Source organism: Marilutibacter aestuarii, from assembly GCF_006546775.1.
Taxonomy (GTDB): Bacteria; Pseudomonadota; Gammaproteobacteria; order Xanthomonadales; family Xanthomonadaceae; genus Marilutibacter; species Marilutibacter aestuarii.
Genome location: NZ_VICE01000060.1, coordinates 1 through 16,385 on the forward strand (window position 1 = coordinate 1; position 16,385 = coordinate 16,385).

A 16,385-nucleotide genomic window follows, 5' to 3' on the forward strand; every position below is an offset into this window, starting at 1 on the left:
GGGGGGGGGGGGGAGCGGCGGAGGCCGTGGCGGCGCTTGCCGCGACAAGAAGGCAGGCCGCCTTCAGGAATATCGGTCCATACATACAAACACTCTCCTTAGCATTGGGCTTCATTGCCCTGGGAGAGTCTTGCCACCAGACCCGGCAAAGTCAATCCGCCTCAGAACTCGGCTTCGAAGATGTGGTAACCCGCATCGTCCATGCCCAATGCACGGTAGGTGCGCTGGGCGTTGTCGTTCTCGCGTTCGACGTACAGGCGCAGGCCGACCACGCCGTCGGCGTCGCGGGCCTGCTGTTCGACATGGCGGTAGAGCGCGGCGAACACGCCCTGGCGTCGATGGGCCGGGGGCACGTACACGCTCTGGATCCACCACCATTCGCCGTTGCGCCAGTCGCTCCACTCGCGCGTCAGCATCAGCGTGCCGACCGGCACCGAGAGCACTTCGCGGCCCGCAAGCGGCGCATCGCGCATGGCGACCAGGTAACGCGCCTTGGCGGGATCGCCGATTCCGGCCTGGACGCCGGCCAGCACGATGGCCGCGTCCAGACGCTTGTGCTCGGTTTCCCAGGCCATCGCCGACGCCCACTCCGCGAGTAGTGGGGCGTCGGCGGGATGGGCATCGCGAATGCGCAGGGGATGGCTCACGGGCGCCCCTCGCCGAACTACTCGGTGACCTGGATGATGCCGCAGGCGACCCGCTTGCCGGCGTTGCCGGACGGCTGGCTGGTGTAGTCGTCGCCGGCGGCGTGCACGATCACGGCGCGCCCGGCGACGTCGTTGAAGGCACCGCCTCCAAGCGTCACGCCCTCGGCGCGCACGTTGACCTGGGCGACGCCTTCGCCGTTGGCATTGATGTTGTCCATGTCGCCGCCATGGTGGGCGCCCTGCCCGACCCGGCCATGCGGATTGCCCGCGGGATTGAAGTGGCCGCCCGCGCTGCTGGCGTCGACCGCGCTGCAGTCGCCGTTCTCATGGATGTGGATCGCATGCAGGCTGCCCGGGGAGAGCCCGCCGACCTCGCCGCTGAGATAGACGCCATCCGCGCCGGGCCGCACGTTGAGCTTGCCGCTCACCAGGCTTGCCGAAGCTGAGGTCAGGATGACTTCGGCGGCCTTGGCGGTGGAAACCGGCGCGGGCGCGGGTGCCGGCGCGGGCTTCGGCGCCGGCGCGGTGCTGCAGGCGGCCAGCAGGCCCAGGCTGGCGAAGGCGGCCGTGGCCAGTGCCTGGCGTCGGAATCGGGGGGCGGCTTGGATCATTGGAATCTCCTTGCGGTTCGATCGGAATCTCGGGACACGGGTGCCCGGCACCCCACGGTACGCAGGGGCGGGTTCAATGCAGGTGAATCGCACGACGCACGTGCGCAACTCATTTCCGGCGGGGCCGGCCACCGAGCTTTCGCGTCAGCGTGTTGCGGCCAAGGCCCAGCCGCTGGGCGGCCTCGGCGCGACGACCACCGGTGTGCGCCAGCGCGGCGTCGAACAGGCAGGCCTCCATCCGCGCCAGCGCGCGCGCATGGATGTCGTCGCGGCCGGCCTCGAGTTCCGAGCGCGCCCAGTCGGCCAGGCGCACGTCCCAGGGATCGGCCTCGCCACCGACGAGGCGCTCGCCGGCACCCAGCGCGGCCTCGACGTCGGCCACGCCGATGCTGTCGGTCGGCGCGAGTGCGGCCAGGCGCCAGCACAGGTTCTCCAGTTCGCGCACGTTGCCCGGCCAGTCATGCGCCTCAAGGCGCTGCAGCGCGGCGCGCGACAGCCGCTTGGGCGGGGCGTTGAAGCGTTGCGCGGCCGCCTGCAGGAAGCGCTCGGCGATCCGGGCGACGTCGCCGCGCCGATCGCGCAACGGCGGCAGGTGCAGGCGCACGACATCGAGGCGGTGCAGCAGGTCGGCGCGGAAACGTCCCTGTTCGACCAGCGCGTCCAGGGCCTGGTGGGTCGCGGCGATCACGCGCACGTCCACGCGGATCAGCTCGCGGCCGCCGACACGGAAGAACTCCCCCTCGGCGAGCACGCGCAACAGGCGCGTCTGCAGCGGCAGGGGCATGTCGCCGATCTCGTCGAGGAACAGCGTGCCGCCGTCGGCCTGCTCGAAGCGGCCGATGTGGCGGCGTTGCGCGCCGGTGAACGCGCCGGCTTCATGGCCGAAGAGCTCGCTCTCCAGCAACTCGGCCGGGATCGCAGCGGTGTTGAGGGCAACGAAGGGCCGCGATGCACGTGGCGATTCGCGGTGCAGCGCACGCGCCACGAGCTCCTTGCCGGTGCCGGTTTCACCCGTGACCAGCACCGACAGCGGCGCCTGCGCCAGCCGGCCGATCGCGCGGAACAAGGTCCGCATCGCCGGGGTGTCGCCGATCAGGGCATCGTGGGCGTCGTCGTGCGGTATCGTCGCGCCCGCGCCCGGGCTTGCCTCCTCGCCGGCATCGTCGATGCCCAGCGCCCGCTCCGCCAGCGCCACTGCCTCGTCCAGGTCGAAGGGCTTGGACAGGAATTCGTGGGCGCCGCCGCGGAACGCCCCCGCGGTACTGGCCACGTCGGTGTAGGCGCTCATCACGATCACCGGCAGGCCCGGCAGCAGTTGCTTGAGCTTGTCGAGCAGCACCAGGCCGTCGTCGCCGGGCATGCGCACGTCGGTGAACAGCAGGTCGGGTGCCTGGCGCGTGTCCAGCGCCGCCAGCGCTTCGGCGGCACTGGCGAAATCCTCGGTCGCATGCCCGGCCTGGCGCAGCGCCGAGGCCAACACGAAACGGACGCTGCGATCGTCGTCGACGACCCAGATGCGATGGCTCATGCCGTGGCCTCCGTCGCCGCCGGCATCGGCAGCAGCAGGGTGAAGACGGTGTGCCCCGGCCGCGAGCGATAGGCCAGCGAGCCGCGGTGTTCGCGGGCGACCTGCTGCGCGAGCGCCAGGCCCAGGCCGCTGCCCTCCGCGCGCCCGGACACCAGCGGCAGGAACAGGCGCTCGGCCAGTTCGTCGGGAATGCCGCGGCCGTCGTCGATGATCTCCAGCCGCAACGCCATCGGGTGCACGTCCTCGCCGATGCGCACGCCATGCTCGGCGCGGGTGCGCAGGCTGACGTGGGTGGCGCCGGCCTCGATCGCGTTGCGGGCGAGGTTCCAGACCGCCTGCACGAGGCGGTCGGCGTCGCCCATGACGTCGGGCAGGCTGGGGTCGTAGTCGCGCAGCAGGCGCACGGCCCAGCCGGCGTCGCTCTCGGCCAGGCGCAGGACGCGCTCGAGCACGGCATGGATGTTGATGGGCGCGTGCGGACGCGATGGCGCCGGGCTCAGCAACTGGTCGAGCAGGCCGGTCAAGCGCGCGACTTCGTCCTCGATCAGGCCGATGAGCTCGCGCGATTCGGCATCGTCGACGCGGCGCGCCAGCAACTGCGCGGCACCCTTGAGCCCGGCCAGTGGATTGCGCAGTTCGTGGGCCAGGCCCTTGAGCGAGGCCGACAGCGCCGAGGGCAACAACAGGGCCGGGTCGTCGCCCGGGAATTCGTCGACCGGGTGCGCTTCCATCCGCCATCCGCCATCGACGAGGCGGGTCAGCCAGACGTCGGCGAAGCACTCCTCATGGTCGGTGAAGCGCAATCGCGCGCGGCGTACGCGCAGGGGTGCGTCGACCTCGGCAGGCCGCGACAGCGCTTCGGCGAGGCGGCCATCGCCGGCATCAAGCGCGGCCATCGGCCAGTCCTTCAGCCGTCGCGCACCCACCCCGAGCCAGCGCGACATCGCCGCGTTGGAGCCGACGATCCGACCCTCGCCATCGCTCCAGGCCATGGGCGTCGTCAGGCTGTCGAAGGGGGGGTCGGGCGGGAGGGTCGGGGCCATTGCACCATATTAGTGCAAGGCCAGCGCAAAGCAGCGCATGCTTCGTGCGTGCGGCGGCCGCGGAACGGGTGGCACGCACTCCGCCGGGGTCGCTCGGCCCGCAGCGCCAACCGTCATGCCTGCCCGGCCGATCCCCTGTCAGTTTGGGCGGCATTCGCCCTTAGCAGGCCGACCAGTTCGCTCAACCGGGTCCCCGCCGAACTCTTGACCAGGACCAGGTCGCCATCGCGCAGCAGGTCGGGGAGCACCTCGCCCAGGGACTCCACGTCGGCGAACCAGTCCAGGTTGCAGGCGTCGCCGAGTGCCTCCTGCAGGGTCGCCATGTAGGGGCCGCACAACAGCACGCGCTCGCTTCCAACCCCGCGCACGGCATCGGCGAGCGAGGCGTGCAGGGCCTCGGCCTCGGGTTCGAGCTCGCGCATGTCGCCCAGCACCAGCACCCGGCGACCTCCCGGCAACGGCGTCGTGCTGTCGCGGACCAGCGCGAGCGCCGCCGTCATGGAGGCCGGATTGGCGTTGTAGGCGTCGTCGATCAAGCGCAGCCGCTTGCCATCGACCTCGAGGTCGCTCACCTCGCCCCGGCCTGGCAGTGGCCTGAACGCGGCCAGCGCGGGCAAGGCCGCGTCCAGCTCCAGGCCCATGCCGCTCAGGGCGGCCAGGCAGGCCAGGCTGTTCATCGCCATGTGCCCACCGGGGGCTCCCAGACGGTAGGCGAACTCGCGCCCGGTCACCCGGGCCCGCACGCGGCCGGTCGCGGCGTCGTAGTCCAGGAGCCGGACGTCCGCGCCCGCGGCCCGCCCGTAGCGGAGTATCCGCAAGCCGTAGCGCGCGGCCTGCGAGGCGAAGATGCTGCATTGGGGCAGATCCGCGTTGAGGACCGCCAGGCCGCCCGGCCGCATGCCGCTGAAGATGCGGGACTTGCGCCGCGCGACTTCGTCGACGCTGCCGTGGTAGCGGAGGTGCGCCGCCGTCACGTTGGTCACCACCGCGACATCGGGACGCGCCAGCCGGGCCCCCTGCCCCATGCGCCCAACCGCCATTTCCAGCACCGTGAAACGCGCATCCCACGCCATCGAGGCGAGGTTCCAGGCGATCCCGGGCGGCAGGTTGGCGTTGTGGCGGGTGCGATTGGTGGGCCCGTAGCACGCCAGTACGTCGGCCAGCATGGCCACGGTGGTGGTCTTGCCCGAGCTGCCGGTCACCCCCAGCACCTGTCCCGCCATGCGCGAACGCGCGTATTCCCCCATCGCGAGGACGGCATGCTTTCGATCGTCCACCCCCAGCACCGGCACGCCCGTCTCGATCGAGCGAACATCCTCCAGGTCGACATCGACGATGACGGCCGCGGGTCGATCGTGCAGGCGCGCCAGCGTCGTGGGGGCCAGGCCGAGCGGCTGGTCGTCGAAGCGGGCGACGACCATGTGCCCGGGCAGCATCGACGGGCTCCAGTAGCACAGGCCGGTCGCACGCCAGGACGGTTCCCGCGGCGGCCGCAGCCAGGTACCGCCGGTGGCCTCCTCCACGGCACTCGCGGTCCAGCCGCACGTTGCGTCCGGCGGTGACGCCCGGGCTCGCCGGGCATGGGCGACGACGGGAGCCGGCCAGTGGTCGCCCGCCACGTAGCACAGGTGCCAGGGCTCGCCCTCGACCGGCCAGCACCAACCGAATGCCGACGCGTGCTCGCGCAACCAGCGCCAGCGCGCCTCCTGGCGCACCCGGTCGACATCCACGGCCAGGCCCCAGCCATGCATGGACGATCCCGGCAAGGCCGCGGGCGCGAGGCCGGGCCGAAGCCACCAGGGGCTGCCACGCCACTGCACGCAAGCGCCGCCATTGCCACGCGCCGGGGGCTGCGTGGTGTAGCGCTTTTCGAACAGCCGCATCTGCAGGCCCAGGTTGCGATAGGTATCGAGTACGTGCGTCGGTTCGATGAGCACGCCATCGGCTTGCGCGGCGAGGCGCATCGCATCCCAGGCCATCGCCGCGCGCCAGTGCAGGCGGCCGCCGTGGATGGGCCGCAACAGGCCCTCGTCGAGGCGGCCGTTGGCCTGTCCCTCCAGGTCCGCGGGCAACGCCAGCGGCGGTGCCATCTCCGGTGACTTCGTGGGGGGCGGCGTGGTGGGCTCGCGCACCGCGCGCCCGGACAGGACGAGGTGCTTCCAGTACGCGACATAGCCCGAGAGATAGTGCTCCACGTCGTCGATGCGCACCCGGAAACCATGGTGCCGGATGAAGAATCCGTCCAGCACGCGGCGCGGATTGCGGAAGAACATCGCCAGCTCGGGCCAGAAGAATCCCGAAAGCAGGTAGCGGGCCCGTGCTTCCAGGGCTTCGTCGAACTTGCCCAGGTCGAAGCCGTCAAGGAGCCGCGCATGGTCCTGGTCGGCAGCAAGGCGGTCGATCATGTTCCGGGCCGCCATCATCAGTTCCAGCAGGGTCGGGAATGTGGTGATGCGGTCGCGGACGAAGTCCAGGTGGCCCTGGACGTTGTCCAGCCCGAAGCGGTAGTAGCGGGACAGCGGGCGGTGCATCGTCAGCTCGTTGACGCAATAGCCGAGCCAATGGTCGTGCGCGCGCCAGTGCTCCACTGCGATGAAATGCCCGAAGGCCTTCTCGACCGCTTCGAGCCAGCGCGCGTTCCTGTCAAGCGCATACAGCCGCATCAGTCCGAACGCCGCCTCGCCGTCGTAGTACACGATCCGCTTGCGTGCCTTCAGCGCGAGCGACGGGAATGCCAGCACGTGCACGAACTCCCCGCTGGAGGCATCCTGCATGTGGACGATGCCCGTCGCCAGCCGTTCCATCAACGGCAGGTCGCCGCGCTCGCCGGTCAGCTCGGCATGCTTGGCCAAGGCGAGCAGGGCCACCGCGTTGCCGCCCAGCTTGATCTCGTCGCCGACGTCCACCAGGAAGGCTGCGCGCGCGCCTCCCGGCAGCCTGGCGTCGCGGACAAGGTCCCGTCGAAGGCAGTCCAGCGCCCGGTCGATGGCGGCCTTGTGCGCGCCATCGCGCGTGAGCTCCCAACCCTCCAGCAGTGCATAGGTCGAACTGGCATGGCGCAGGGTGTTGTAATGGGGGATCTCGCGATCGAAGCAGGGAAAGCATCCGTAGGCGTAGCGCCCGTCCGCGCGCACCTGCCGGGCCAGGTAACCGGTGCTCTTGCGGATCACCTCCATCACTCGCGCGGCACCCCAGTCGGGCACCGTCCTGTAGCCACGGTTGCGGCCTGCATGCTCGATCGCATGGACGCCATCGGCGTCGGCGAACACGGCGCGGGTATCGAACAGCCACACCGGCCGCTCCGGGTCCTCCGGCCATGCCATTCCCGCGCCGAAGCGGCGCCTGGCGTAGGCGCGCAGGTTGACCGGGTTGGGCGTGGCCACGGCGCTCCGGTTGTCGTAGAGCAGGGCGTTGCCGGCGATCTCCAGGGGCAGGAAGGCGCGCTCCAGGCGTGCGTCGAATGCGATTCCGCGTCGCCAGTAATTGCGCTTGGTCGCGGCCATCTGCTTGTGGACGCGCGCCCATGTGGTGGCCTGCACGGCACAGGCGAACTCCACCCGAAGCCAACAGGGCGCATCACCCCGGGCGGCCCGGTCGTGCTCCAGTCGCGCCGCACCCAGGGCCCATGCACCCTCGAAATCCGAGGCCCGCACGTCGATCACGTGGGCACGCTCGTCACCGTTGCAAGTGGCGAAGAACAGCATGCAGTTGGCCGGATCGGCCAGGCCGCTGGCCGTGCATTCGCGCCACTGCTGTTCCAGCATGCCCCGCGCGCGGTCCAGCAGGAACGCCAGCCCCGGCGACGGCGGCCGCGTCGCGTCTGCGGCCGGCGCGAGCGCGCGACGGGCTTCCCCGGCGCTGCTCGCGGACATCGGCTCGCCTCGGGGTGCGGGCGTATCTTCCAAACTGTTCATGGGCCTCCGAGGAAGGGTCTTGACCGCTTCATGCTTCAGCGTTCGCGCAGGGCTTCACCTGCGCGATTGAGGGGTTTCACCAGGTAGCTCATGATCGTCTTGCTCCCGGTCTGGATGTCGGCGGTGGCGACCATGCCAGGGAAGATCCCGAACGTGCGGCCGCGCGCATTGGTCAGGTGGTCGCGATCGGTGCGGATGAAGACCCGGTAGTAGTAGACCTCGGGCTTGACTTCGTCCTGGATGGTGTCGGGCGAGATCATGGTGACCTCGCCCTCGAGCCCGCCATAGATGTGGTAGTCGTACGCCGTGATCTTGACCATGGCGCGCTGCCCCGGATGCAGGAAGGCCACGTCACGCGGGGCGATTCGCGCTTCGATCAGCAACTGGTCGTCCAGGGGGACGATCTCCATGAGCTTGCCGTTGGGCGGGATGACGCCGCCCACCGTCGTGACCTCGATGTTCTTCACGATGCCCTTCACCGGCGAGACGATCGTGGAACGCGCCAACGCATCGGCACGCCCGCGCGTCACCGACTTCTGCTCCAGTACCTGCGCGTTCGCCAATGCCAGCTCCTCGCGTGCGCTGACGAGGTACTGGGTCCGCAGGTCGGTGATCTTGTTCTGCAGTTCGTTGGCCTGCCGGCGCAGTCGCAGCACCTCCACGTCGCTCGCGGCGCCACGTGCGGCCAGCGGCTCGGTCAACCCGATTTCCTGGTTGACCAGCGCGAGCGCGCGGCTCAGGCCGCCCACGCTTTCATTCAGGCTTTCCCGGCGCGAGCGATACAGGGCGGTCTCTGCCTGGACGAGTGCGGCATCGTCGGCGACGGCCGGGGGGAACTCCAGTTCGCCGCCGCCCACCTCCGCCCGAAGCCGGGCAGCCTTGGCCAGCGCGGCGCGCATCCTGGACGCGCTTTCCTCGACCGTCGCTTCCGCCCGGGTCGGGTCGAGGCGGGCGAGCACCTGCCCCGCCTCCACCACGTCGCCCTCGCGCACCTCCAGCTGGGCGACGATGCCGCCCTCCAGCGACTGCACCACCTGTTCGCGCGAGCTGGGCACCACGCGGCCGGGGCCGGAGGTCACCTCGTCGAGTTCGAACAGGCAGGCCCAGAGCAGCAGGGCGCCCAGGCACAGGACGCTCGCCCAGACGACGCGCGAAGCAAGCGGCGGCGGCAGCGTGCCCAGGCCCATGCCACCCCGTGTCCAGTCGCTGCCCTGACGAATCGTCATGGTCGTCGCTCCGACGCCGGGCGGACGACGCGACTTGCCGACGCAGGCCGCACCAGCACTTCGTCCTTGCGGCCATCGCGCAGCACGCGACCGCCGTCGATGACGATGATGCGATCCACGCACTTGAGCACCGCCGGTCGGTGCGTGGCCACGACCAGGGTGCGTTCGCCCAGCCATTCGCCGAGACTGGTGATGAAGCGGCGCTCGCTGGCGTCGTCCAGCCATGCCGTGGGCTCATCCAGCAACAGCACGTTCGGCTGGCCCAACAGGGTGCGCGCCAGCAGCAGCAACTGCCGCTGGCCGCCCGAAAGCCCTCGCCCGCCTTCCTGGACGCGATGGTCGAGGCCATCGGGAAGCGCACGCACGACGCTCTCCGCACCGCTGACGCGCAGCGCTTTCAACAGGTCCGCGTCGGTGGCGTGCGGCCGGCCCAGGGTGAGATTCTCCCTGAGCGTCCCGAAGAACAGGCTTGCATTCTGGTTGAGCAGTCCCACGTCGCGACGGGTGTCCATCGGATCCAGGACGGAGGTCTTCACCCCATCGAGCACGACCCGGCCCTCCCGGGGATACTGCATTCCCGCCAGCAACTGCAGCAGGGTGGACTTGCCGGCGCCGTTGCGACCGAGCAGGGCCACCCGTTCGCCTTCGGCAATAACCAGCCGGTCTATGTCGAGCACCCGCCTGTCGTCCTCACCCGGATAGCCGAAACGCAGGTCGGTGAGCTCGTAGCGTCCGCGCAAGGCGGTTCGGTGCACGCGGGCGGCGCGTTCGGGCTGGTCGACCGGCTTTGACATCAGCTCATCCAGGCCCTCGCGCGCGACCTTCGCCTGCTGCCAGCGCACCATCACGCCGGTCATCTGCGACAGCGGTGCCACCATCCGCGAGGCCAGCATCGAGCAACCTACCAGGACGCCCACCGACAAGGCCCCATCCATCACCGCGTATGCCCCGACCAGGACCACGCAGGTGTAAACCAGTTGCTGGACTTCCTGGGTCCAGGCCACCAGCACGCCGCTGATCCCCCGCAACCGCATGCCCACGTCGGCCGTGGTTTCGTTGAGGTGGTTCCACTGGTTCTGGAAGCGCGGCTCGGCGCGCAGCAGCTTGATGTCGTCGAGGTTGTGGACGGTTTCCACGAGCATGGCGCTGCGCAGCGAGGACTCGCGCATGCCTTCCCTGGCAAGCCGGGCGAGGGGGCGCTGCGCGAGCAGGCCGGGTACCAACAACACGGGGATGGCCAGCAGGGGCACGAGCGCGAGGTGGCCACCAATCAGCCAGATGACGACCAGGAACAGGAAGAAGAAGGGCAGGTCGGCGATCGCCCCGACCGTGGTCGAGGTGACGAGCTCCCTGATCTGCTCGAGCTCGCGAATCTGTGCGATGAAACTCCCGGTGGAACGCGGACGCGCGTCGTTGCGGATGCGCAAGGCGTGGCCAAAGACGCGATCCGAGACACGCAGGTCGGCGCGCTTGCCGACCACCTCGGAGATGTGCGTCCTGAGCACGCGCATGACGAAGGCGAAGCTCAACGCAACGAGCAGTCCGCCGAACAGCACCCACAAGGTCGGGATCGACTGCGCCGGGATGACGCGATCGTAGACCTGCATGGTGAACAGCATCGCCGCAAGCGTGAGGATGTTGGCGACCACCGATGCCAGCATGACGTCCAGGTAACGCGGCCAGTCCTGCAGCACGGTCCTGAGCAGCCAGTCGCCCTTGACCGGCTGGATGTACTCGTCCACGCGCGCATCGCTCACTTCCGATGCCGGCTTGACCAGCAGGACCCGCTCGACCCGCGCCTGGAGGGCTTCCCGGTCCAGGCGGGTGACCAGGCCCTGCTCGCCGCTCAGGCGCACGCTGGCGACGCCGTCGGCATCGACCTGGTCGACGACGCCGACCAGACCGTCGTCGATGCCGATCACCAAGGGCACCCGCCAGGGATCCAGCATGCCTGGCTCGAAGGCCATGGGCACCGCGACCAGGCCGAGTTGCCGCGCCATCAATTCGACCACTTCCTCCAGCGGAGCGTCGCGCGCCCGCCACTGTGCTTCCACCCGTACGCGCTCCTCGGAGGCATCGATCCGGTAGTGGCGGGCGATCGCCAGCAGGGCTTCCAGCCATGGCGCGTGGTCCGGCGTGGACACCTGGCCGCGGACGGTGCTCATGGCGCATGTCCATCGCCGCGGAAGGCATCGTCATGAACCCCGAACGCAGCGCGCGCGCGGCCCGTCGCCAGCAGGAGGCCCAGCCTCGCATCCCAAAGATCGTGACGCGCGTTGACCAGGTCCTCCCTCGACAATCCGATTTCCTGTTCAGCGTTCAGGAGGTCCAGGGCATTGCGCGTGCCCAGCGAGAGGTACTGGTCCCAGTACAGGCTGCGGGTCTCGGTGATGCTGTTCACGCGGGCCTCCAGCACGTCCATCCGCGCAAGGAGGCCCTGGATCTGTTCCACGTGCCGCTGCTGTTCGTCGCGCGCGGACAGCCGTTCTGCCTGCAGCCGCGCCTCGGCTGCCTGCAACGCGGCCGCGCTCGCCCGTGATCGCGCCGACAGCTCCCCGCCCTGGTAGAGGGGGCTGCGCAAGGAGATGAACGCCGTGCTGTACTGCTCATCGCCGTAGACCTGCTCGTAGCGATCGCTGGTACCGCCAAGCCTCATGTTGGCGTTGGCTTCCAGCACGATCGTGGGATAGCGTTGCGCGCGGACATTCCGCAGTTCGGCCTGGGCGGCTTCGCGGTCGGCCCTGGCGACCTGCAGCGCGGGCACTGAGTCGAGGTCGAATCCTTCCGTCGCCGCATCCAGCAGCGCAGCCGGCGCCGGGGCGACCGCCTGCAACGCGTCGGGGCCGATGTAGATCGACAGGCGGCTGCGCCATTGGCGAAGCTGCGACTCGATCCCCAGCAGGCGTGCCTGCGTCGCTTCCATCCTCGAACGCGCCTGGAGCGGGTCGCTTCGCGTTGCCGCGCCCGCGTCCGCGCGCAACTCGGTGATCTCCCGGATGCGGTCCAGCGCCTCCAGTTGCGCCTGCACGCTCTCGCGCAGCGCCTGGTTTCGATGGATCTCGATCAGGGCCCGGGTGGTGTCCTCGACCACCTGGTCCACCGCCCGCAACGCAAGCGCACGCTCGCCACGTTCCCCTGCGCGCTCCCGCTCGACCGCACTGCCGGTCTTGCCGAAGTCGTAAAGGGTCTGGCTGAGTCCGAGCGTGGCGACCTGGCCCGTGCCGAACTGATCGGGCTCGCCGCTGCTGAGTTCCGCCTGCAGCCGAGGACGATAGCCGGCGCGCGCCGCCCGCACGAGGCTCGACTGCGCATCGAGCGCGGCCCGGGCCGCGGCGACGCTGGGATGCCGCGCCACCGCGGTCCGTATCGCTTCGCGCCAGTCCAGCCCCGGACCCGCCCGCGAAGACAGTACGCCGGTTGCCGGCGCGGGAGCGGCATGGAGCTGCATGCCCGCCCGACCGGCCTCCCGTGGCGCTTCGCCATGTTCGCGCCAGGCAGGGCCCGCGCGTGGCCCCGCCGACAGCAGCGCCAGCACCATCAGCGCGGCGACAGAGAGCGCAGCGGGGCCGCGACTCAAACCGCCCCCCGCCACGCCAAAGCACGCGCCCTCCCTCGTTCCCTCGGCCGGGCGAGTTCAGTGGTGGGGCTCGCCGCGCCAAAAAGGGCCTGCCTCGGAGACACCACGCTTCTCCCTTGGTTCAAAGTGGGCTATGGCCTGCCTGCGACAGCAGGACCTCGGTCTCGTCGTCCTGTCGCATGGGCACCGCGTAACCCGGATCCATGAGCGCCCCGTCGCCGCCCGCGCCATCGGGCGCCGCCGAGGCGCTGCCCAGGTCGAGGATTTCGTCGCCGTCTCCACGGACCAGCAGTGCCTGCTGCTCAGCTTCTTCCTCGATCAATCCGGTGACGCCCTGCCCTGCGTCGGAGGACGCATCGGACACCCCGGGACTGGCGGCTTCGAGCATCAGCGACTCGAGGTCGACCAGGACGACCGGCACGCCGGCGCCACTGGGCTCGACGGTGACGCTGACGCCGCCGGTGGCCGTCTCGCCGGTGGGATGCACCAGGCGATAGCCGAAGGATTCGACGACTGGATCGGAGAAGTATCCGGGGTCGGCGTCGAGCACGTAACTGTAGTTGCCATCGGCGTCCACCGTGATCGTCCCGTACGCGCCCTGCACGGAGACCGGGCCGTCACCGGTCACGTCGACGTAATCGCCGATGTCCGGATCAAACACCTGGATCGTCACGAAGTCCGAGCCCGGCACGTCGTTGTCGAGCAGGTTGCCGTTGGCGCCTGTCGCGTCTTCCACGACGTACTCGTCGAGGAAGACCACGTCGACGTCGCTGTCGATGCCGATGGTCGTCACCACGCCGCCGATCAACGGGGTCTGCATCGTCGTCTGCACGCGGTAGGCGCCTGCCGGCAGACCCAGGCTGGCGACGTCCAGCGACGCCAGCTCGCCCAGCGAAAGGATCGCCCCGGAGAATGTGTCCGTGGCCACGTTCGTCCAGATTCCGAAGGCATCCTGCACCTGCAGGGCAAGCGTGACAGTGGCGTTGCCCAGTCCCAGTGCATTGACCACGAGGGCGCCACTGGCGTCCATGGCATCATCGAGGACGAACGACGCGCTGGTGTATGTGACCGTGGTCCCAAGGATGCCAAGGAGCTGGCCGTTCGCGTCGAAGTACGCATCGTCGCTGACGTTCGACCACTCCACCGATGCCGCGCCCGCGTCATCGCTGGCCTCGAACACCATGTCGGCCGGCTGCGCGGGGTCGCCATCCGTCCAGGTCATCTCCACGCTGTCGCTGTCGATCTGGACGTACAGCGTGGCGGTGGCGCTATTGCCGGTGTCGGGATCGAAGAGGGTGTACGTGAAGGTCTCCACCTGGCCGATGCCATCGCCGTCGGCGTCGGGTGAATAGGTGTATGAGCCGTCCGGGTTGATCGTGAGCGTTCCGTGGGTGCCGGCGATTGCCGTGCCCCCGTCGACAACCGCCACGCCGTTGACGCTCTGGACCGCCGTCGTGGCCGTGACGACGTCGCTGTCGCCGTCGCCGTTGACGTCGGTGATGACATTGCCGGACACGTCCTCGGGGTCGTAGCCCCCAATCTGCGTGAAGTCGTTGTCGGTGCCCGAGACGGCCAGGCCACCCAGCACGCCAAGCCCGATGCCTTCGAACGTCACGAAGGCACGGTATTCGCCTGGCCCGAGGTCCGCCGAGGCACGGTAGGTGTCATCGGCGAGCAGGCTCAATTCGAGCAGGGTCGCTTCTCCCGTCCCGTCGATGCCCACCCACTGCGTGCCATCCCATTTCTGGACGACGACCTGGTAGTCGCTCAGGACCCCCAGCGATGCCAGCGCTCCATAGTCGAACGTGGCATCGAGCGTGTGGCCGGGTTCGACCTCGAACGAAACACTGTTCGTACCCAGCAGGGTGGTGTCTGCCTGCAGGTCGAGGACACCAAGTGACACCAGGGCCAGGTAACTCGTGTCGCCCAGCTCGACCGGTTCCGAGGTGGGCAGGATATTCACCAGCGCAGTCGCGATGTCGTCATAGGCCGTCAGGTCCGCATCCGCGTCGGCATCTGCATCTGCATCGGCATCGGCATCCGCATCCGCATCCGCGTCCGCATCCGCATCCGCATCGGCATCGGCATCGGCGTCGGCATCGGCATCTGCATCGGCATCTGCATCGGCATCCGCGTCGGCGTCCGCATCTGCATCTGCATCGGCGTCCGCATCGGCATCGGCATCGGCATCTGCATCGGCATCTGCATCGGCATCGGCATCGGCATCTGCATCGGCATCTGCATCGGCGTCGGCATCGGCGTCCGCGTCGGCGTCGGCGTCGGCATCCGCATCCGCATCTGCGTCCGCATCGGCATCGGCGTCCGCATCGGCATCGGCATCGGCGTCGGCGTCGGCATCGGCGTCGGCGTCGGCATCGGCGTCGGCGTCGGCATCCGCATCCGCATCTGCGTCCGCATCGGCATCGGCGTCCGCATCGGCATCGGCGTCGGCATCCGCATCGGCATCTGCGTCCGCATCGGCATCGGCATCGGCGTCCGCATCCGCATCCGCATCCGCATCGGCGTCGGCGTCGGCGTCGGCATCCGCATCGGCATCGGCATCGGCGTCGGCATCGGCGTCGGCATCGGCATCCGCGTCGGCGTCGGCGTCGGCGTCGGCGTCGGCATCCGCATCGGCATCGGCATCGGCATCCGCGTCGGCGTCGGCGTCGGCATCAGCATCGGCGTCCGCATCGGCATCGGCATCGGCATCCGCATCCGCATCCGCATCCGCGTCGGCGTCGGCATCGGCATCGGCGTCGGCGTCGGCATCCGCATCGGCGTCGGCATCCGCGTCGGCATCCGCATCCGCGTCGGCATCGGCATCGGCGTCGGCATCGGCGTCGCCATCGTCAACAAGGTCCGGCGCGATGACCTGGGTTGGATCGGACTCGTTGCCCGCTGCATCGGTCGCGGTCACGTCGAGCGTCTCCCCGCCCGTCTTCGGAGGATCCAGGGTGACGGTGTATCGGCCGTCACCGTCCGCCTGCGCCACGCCCAGGATGTTGCCGTCCTCGTCGTAGACGGTCACTGTGGAATTGGGTTCGGCGATACCGGTGACAGTGTCTCCGGCATCGTTGATCTCGGCCGTGGGCGCCCCCGGTGGTGTCAGGTCCGGCGGTGGCGTCCTGGGTGTTGGCGGCGGCGGCGCCGCCCTTCCCGCGGGATCGCCCCCACCTCCGGAGGCCAGTCCAGCCAGTAGCAGGCCACCGACGACGACACCGATCGCGGCAGCCCCGTCCGACTCGACGCCCGCGGCGGCCATCGACGCGCCCGGGGCGGCGCCGCTCCCACTGACCAGCACATAGCCACCGCTCGCCGGGTCGGGATGGACCCACCAGGTTTCTCCATTCTCGTCCTCCAGGACGAGTTGGCTTTCTTCGTCTTCGCCTTCCGATTTGACGAAGAATCCCGCTATGACGATCCGGCTGCCATCCTGGAGGATGACCACGAGGTCCTGGCCACCTTCGCCGGTTGGACCCATCGATTGGATGTCATCCCTGTCCAGGGGAAGCGTGACGATGGATGCAGATTCAAGCCGTATTTCGGCCCCTGCTTCGATTTCCCTGACTGCACCGCTTGCTTTGTCCACGACCTTGGCACCGCTGCTCATGACCCGTTCTCCCTGGAATCCCGGTGTTCATATGAGACCGCGGCCCGCTGAGCCGCACTCGACCCTTGGCGTACTCCTGCAACTTCCGAAAACCCGTTCAATCCGTGCGTGGTGGGAACGACCACACGCCGTCCCACTCAGCTTCGAGGTGACCGCCGTGGGGGGGCTGGCGCGACTGGGTGGCGCTGTTCAGGTAGCCCGCCCCAGCCTCCTCCTGTGACGCGGC

At 69.5% G+C, this 16,385-nt stretch carries 9 protein-coding genes; all 9 read right to left on the reverse strand.

Annotated elements, in window-relative coordinates; genetic code table 11:
* Positions 1 to 161 precede the first annotated feature (161 nt).
* Positions 162 to 647, reverse strand: coding sequence for a GNAT family N-acetyltransferase (locus tag FKV25_RS06365; RefSeq protein WP_246071960.1), 486 nt, complete (start codon positions 645 to 647; stop codon positions 162 to 164).
* Positions 648 to 664: 17 nt separating this feature from the next.
* Positions 665 to 1,258: a superoxide dismutase family protein gene (locus FKV25_RS06370; protein WP_141517953.1), complete on the reverse strand. Its 594-nt coding sequence runs from the start codon at positions 1,256 to 1,258 to the stop codon at positions 665 to 667.
* 109 nt (positions 1,259 to 1,367) lie between these two features.
* Positions 1,368 to 2,786 carry a nitrogen regulation protein NR(I) gene (gene ntrC, locus FKV25_RS06375; protein ID WP_141517954.1) on the reverse strand — a complete coding sequence of 473 codons (1,419 nt, stop codon included), beginning with the start codon at positions 2,784 to 2,786 and terminating at the stop codon, positions 1,368 to 1,370.
* Positions 2,783 to 3,829: a two-component system sensor histidine kinase NtrB gene (locus tag FKV25_RS06380; protein WP_141517955.1), complete on the reverse strand. Its 1,047-nt coding sequence runs from the start codon at positions 3,827 to 3,829 to the stop codon at positions 2,783 to 2,785. The genes ntrC and FKV25_RS06380 overlap by 4 nt, the downstream gene beginning before the upstream one ends.
* A 113-nt stretch (positions 3,830 to 3,942) precedes the next feature.
* Entirely contained in the window at positions 3,943 to 7,701 is a 3,759-nt protein-coding gene (locus FKV25_RS06385) for a Mur ligase family protein (protein WP_141517956.1), read from the reverse strand.
* A gap of 77 nt (positions 7,702 to 7,778) precedes the next feature.
* Positions 7,779 to 8,969: an HlyD family type I secretion periplasmic adaptor subunit gene (locus tag FKV25_RS06390; RefSeq protein ID WP_246071961.1), complete on the reverse strand. Its 1,191-nt coding sequence runs from the start codon at positions 8,967 to 8,969 to the stop codon at positions 7,779 to 7,781.
* Positions 8,966 to 11,134 carry a type I secretion system permease/ATPase gene (locus FKV25_RS06395; protein WP_246071963.1) on the reverse strand — a complete coding sequence of 723 codons (2,169 nt, stop codon included), beginning with the start codon at positions 11,132 to 11,134 and terminating at the stop codon, positions 8,966 to 8,968. Before FKV25_RS06395 ends, FKV25_RS06390 begins: the two co-directional genes overlap by 4 nt.
* Positions 11,131 to 12,546 carry a TolC family protein gene (locus tag FKV25_RS06400; protein ID WP_141517957.1) on the reverse strand — a complete coding sequence of 472 codons (1,416 nt, stop codon included), beginning with the start codon at positions 12,544 to 12,546 and terminating at the stop codon, positions 11,131 to 11,133. Before FKV25_RS06400 ends, FKV25_RS06395 begins: the two co-directional genes overlap by 4 nt.
* 121 nt (positions 12,547 to 12,667) lie before the next feature.
* Positions 12,668 to 16,159: a BapA/Bap/LapF family large adhesin gene (locus FKV25_RS06405; RefSeq protein ID WP_141517958.1), complete on the reverse strand. Its 3,492-nt coding sequence runs from the start codon at positions 16,157 to 16,159 to the stop codon at positions 12,668 to 12,670.
* Positions 16,160 to 16,385: the final 226 nt, after the last annotated feature.

What these genes read in the sequence shown, in the direction of transcription:
- FKV25_RS06390 (WP_246071961.1), bottom strand. Translation starts at nt 8,969, where the DNA reads ATGACGATTCGTCAGGGCAGCGACTGGACACGGGGTGGCATGGGCCTG.
- FKV25_RS06385 (WP_141517956.1), bottom strand. Translation starts at nt 7,701, where the DNA reads ATGTCCGCGAGCAGCGCCGGGGAAGCCCGTCGCGCGCTCGCGCCGGCC.
- FKV25_RS06370 (WP_141517953.1), bottom strand. Translation starts at nt 1,258, where the DNA reads ATGATCCAAGCCGCCCCCCGATTCCGACGCCAGGCACTGGCCACGGCC.
- ntrC (WP_141517954.1), bottom strand. Translation starts at nt 2,786, where the DNA reads ATGAGCCATCGCATCTGGGTCGTCGACGACGATCGCAGCGTCCGTTTC.
- FKV25_RS06395 (WP_246071963.1), bottom strand. Translation starts at nt 11,134, where the DNA reads ATGAGCACCGTCCGCGGCCAGGTGTCCACGCCGGACCACGCGCCATGG.
- FKV25_RS06405 (WP_141517958.1), bottom strand. Translation starts at nt 16,159, where the DNA reads ATGAGCAGCGGTGCCAAGGTCGTGGACAAAGCAAGCGGTGCAGTCAGG.
- FKV25_RS06380 (WP_141517955.1), bottom strand. Translation starts at nt 3,829, where the DNA reads ATGGCCCCGACCCTCCCGCCCGACCCCCCCTTCGACAGCCTGACGACG.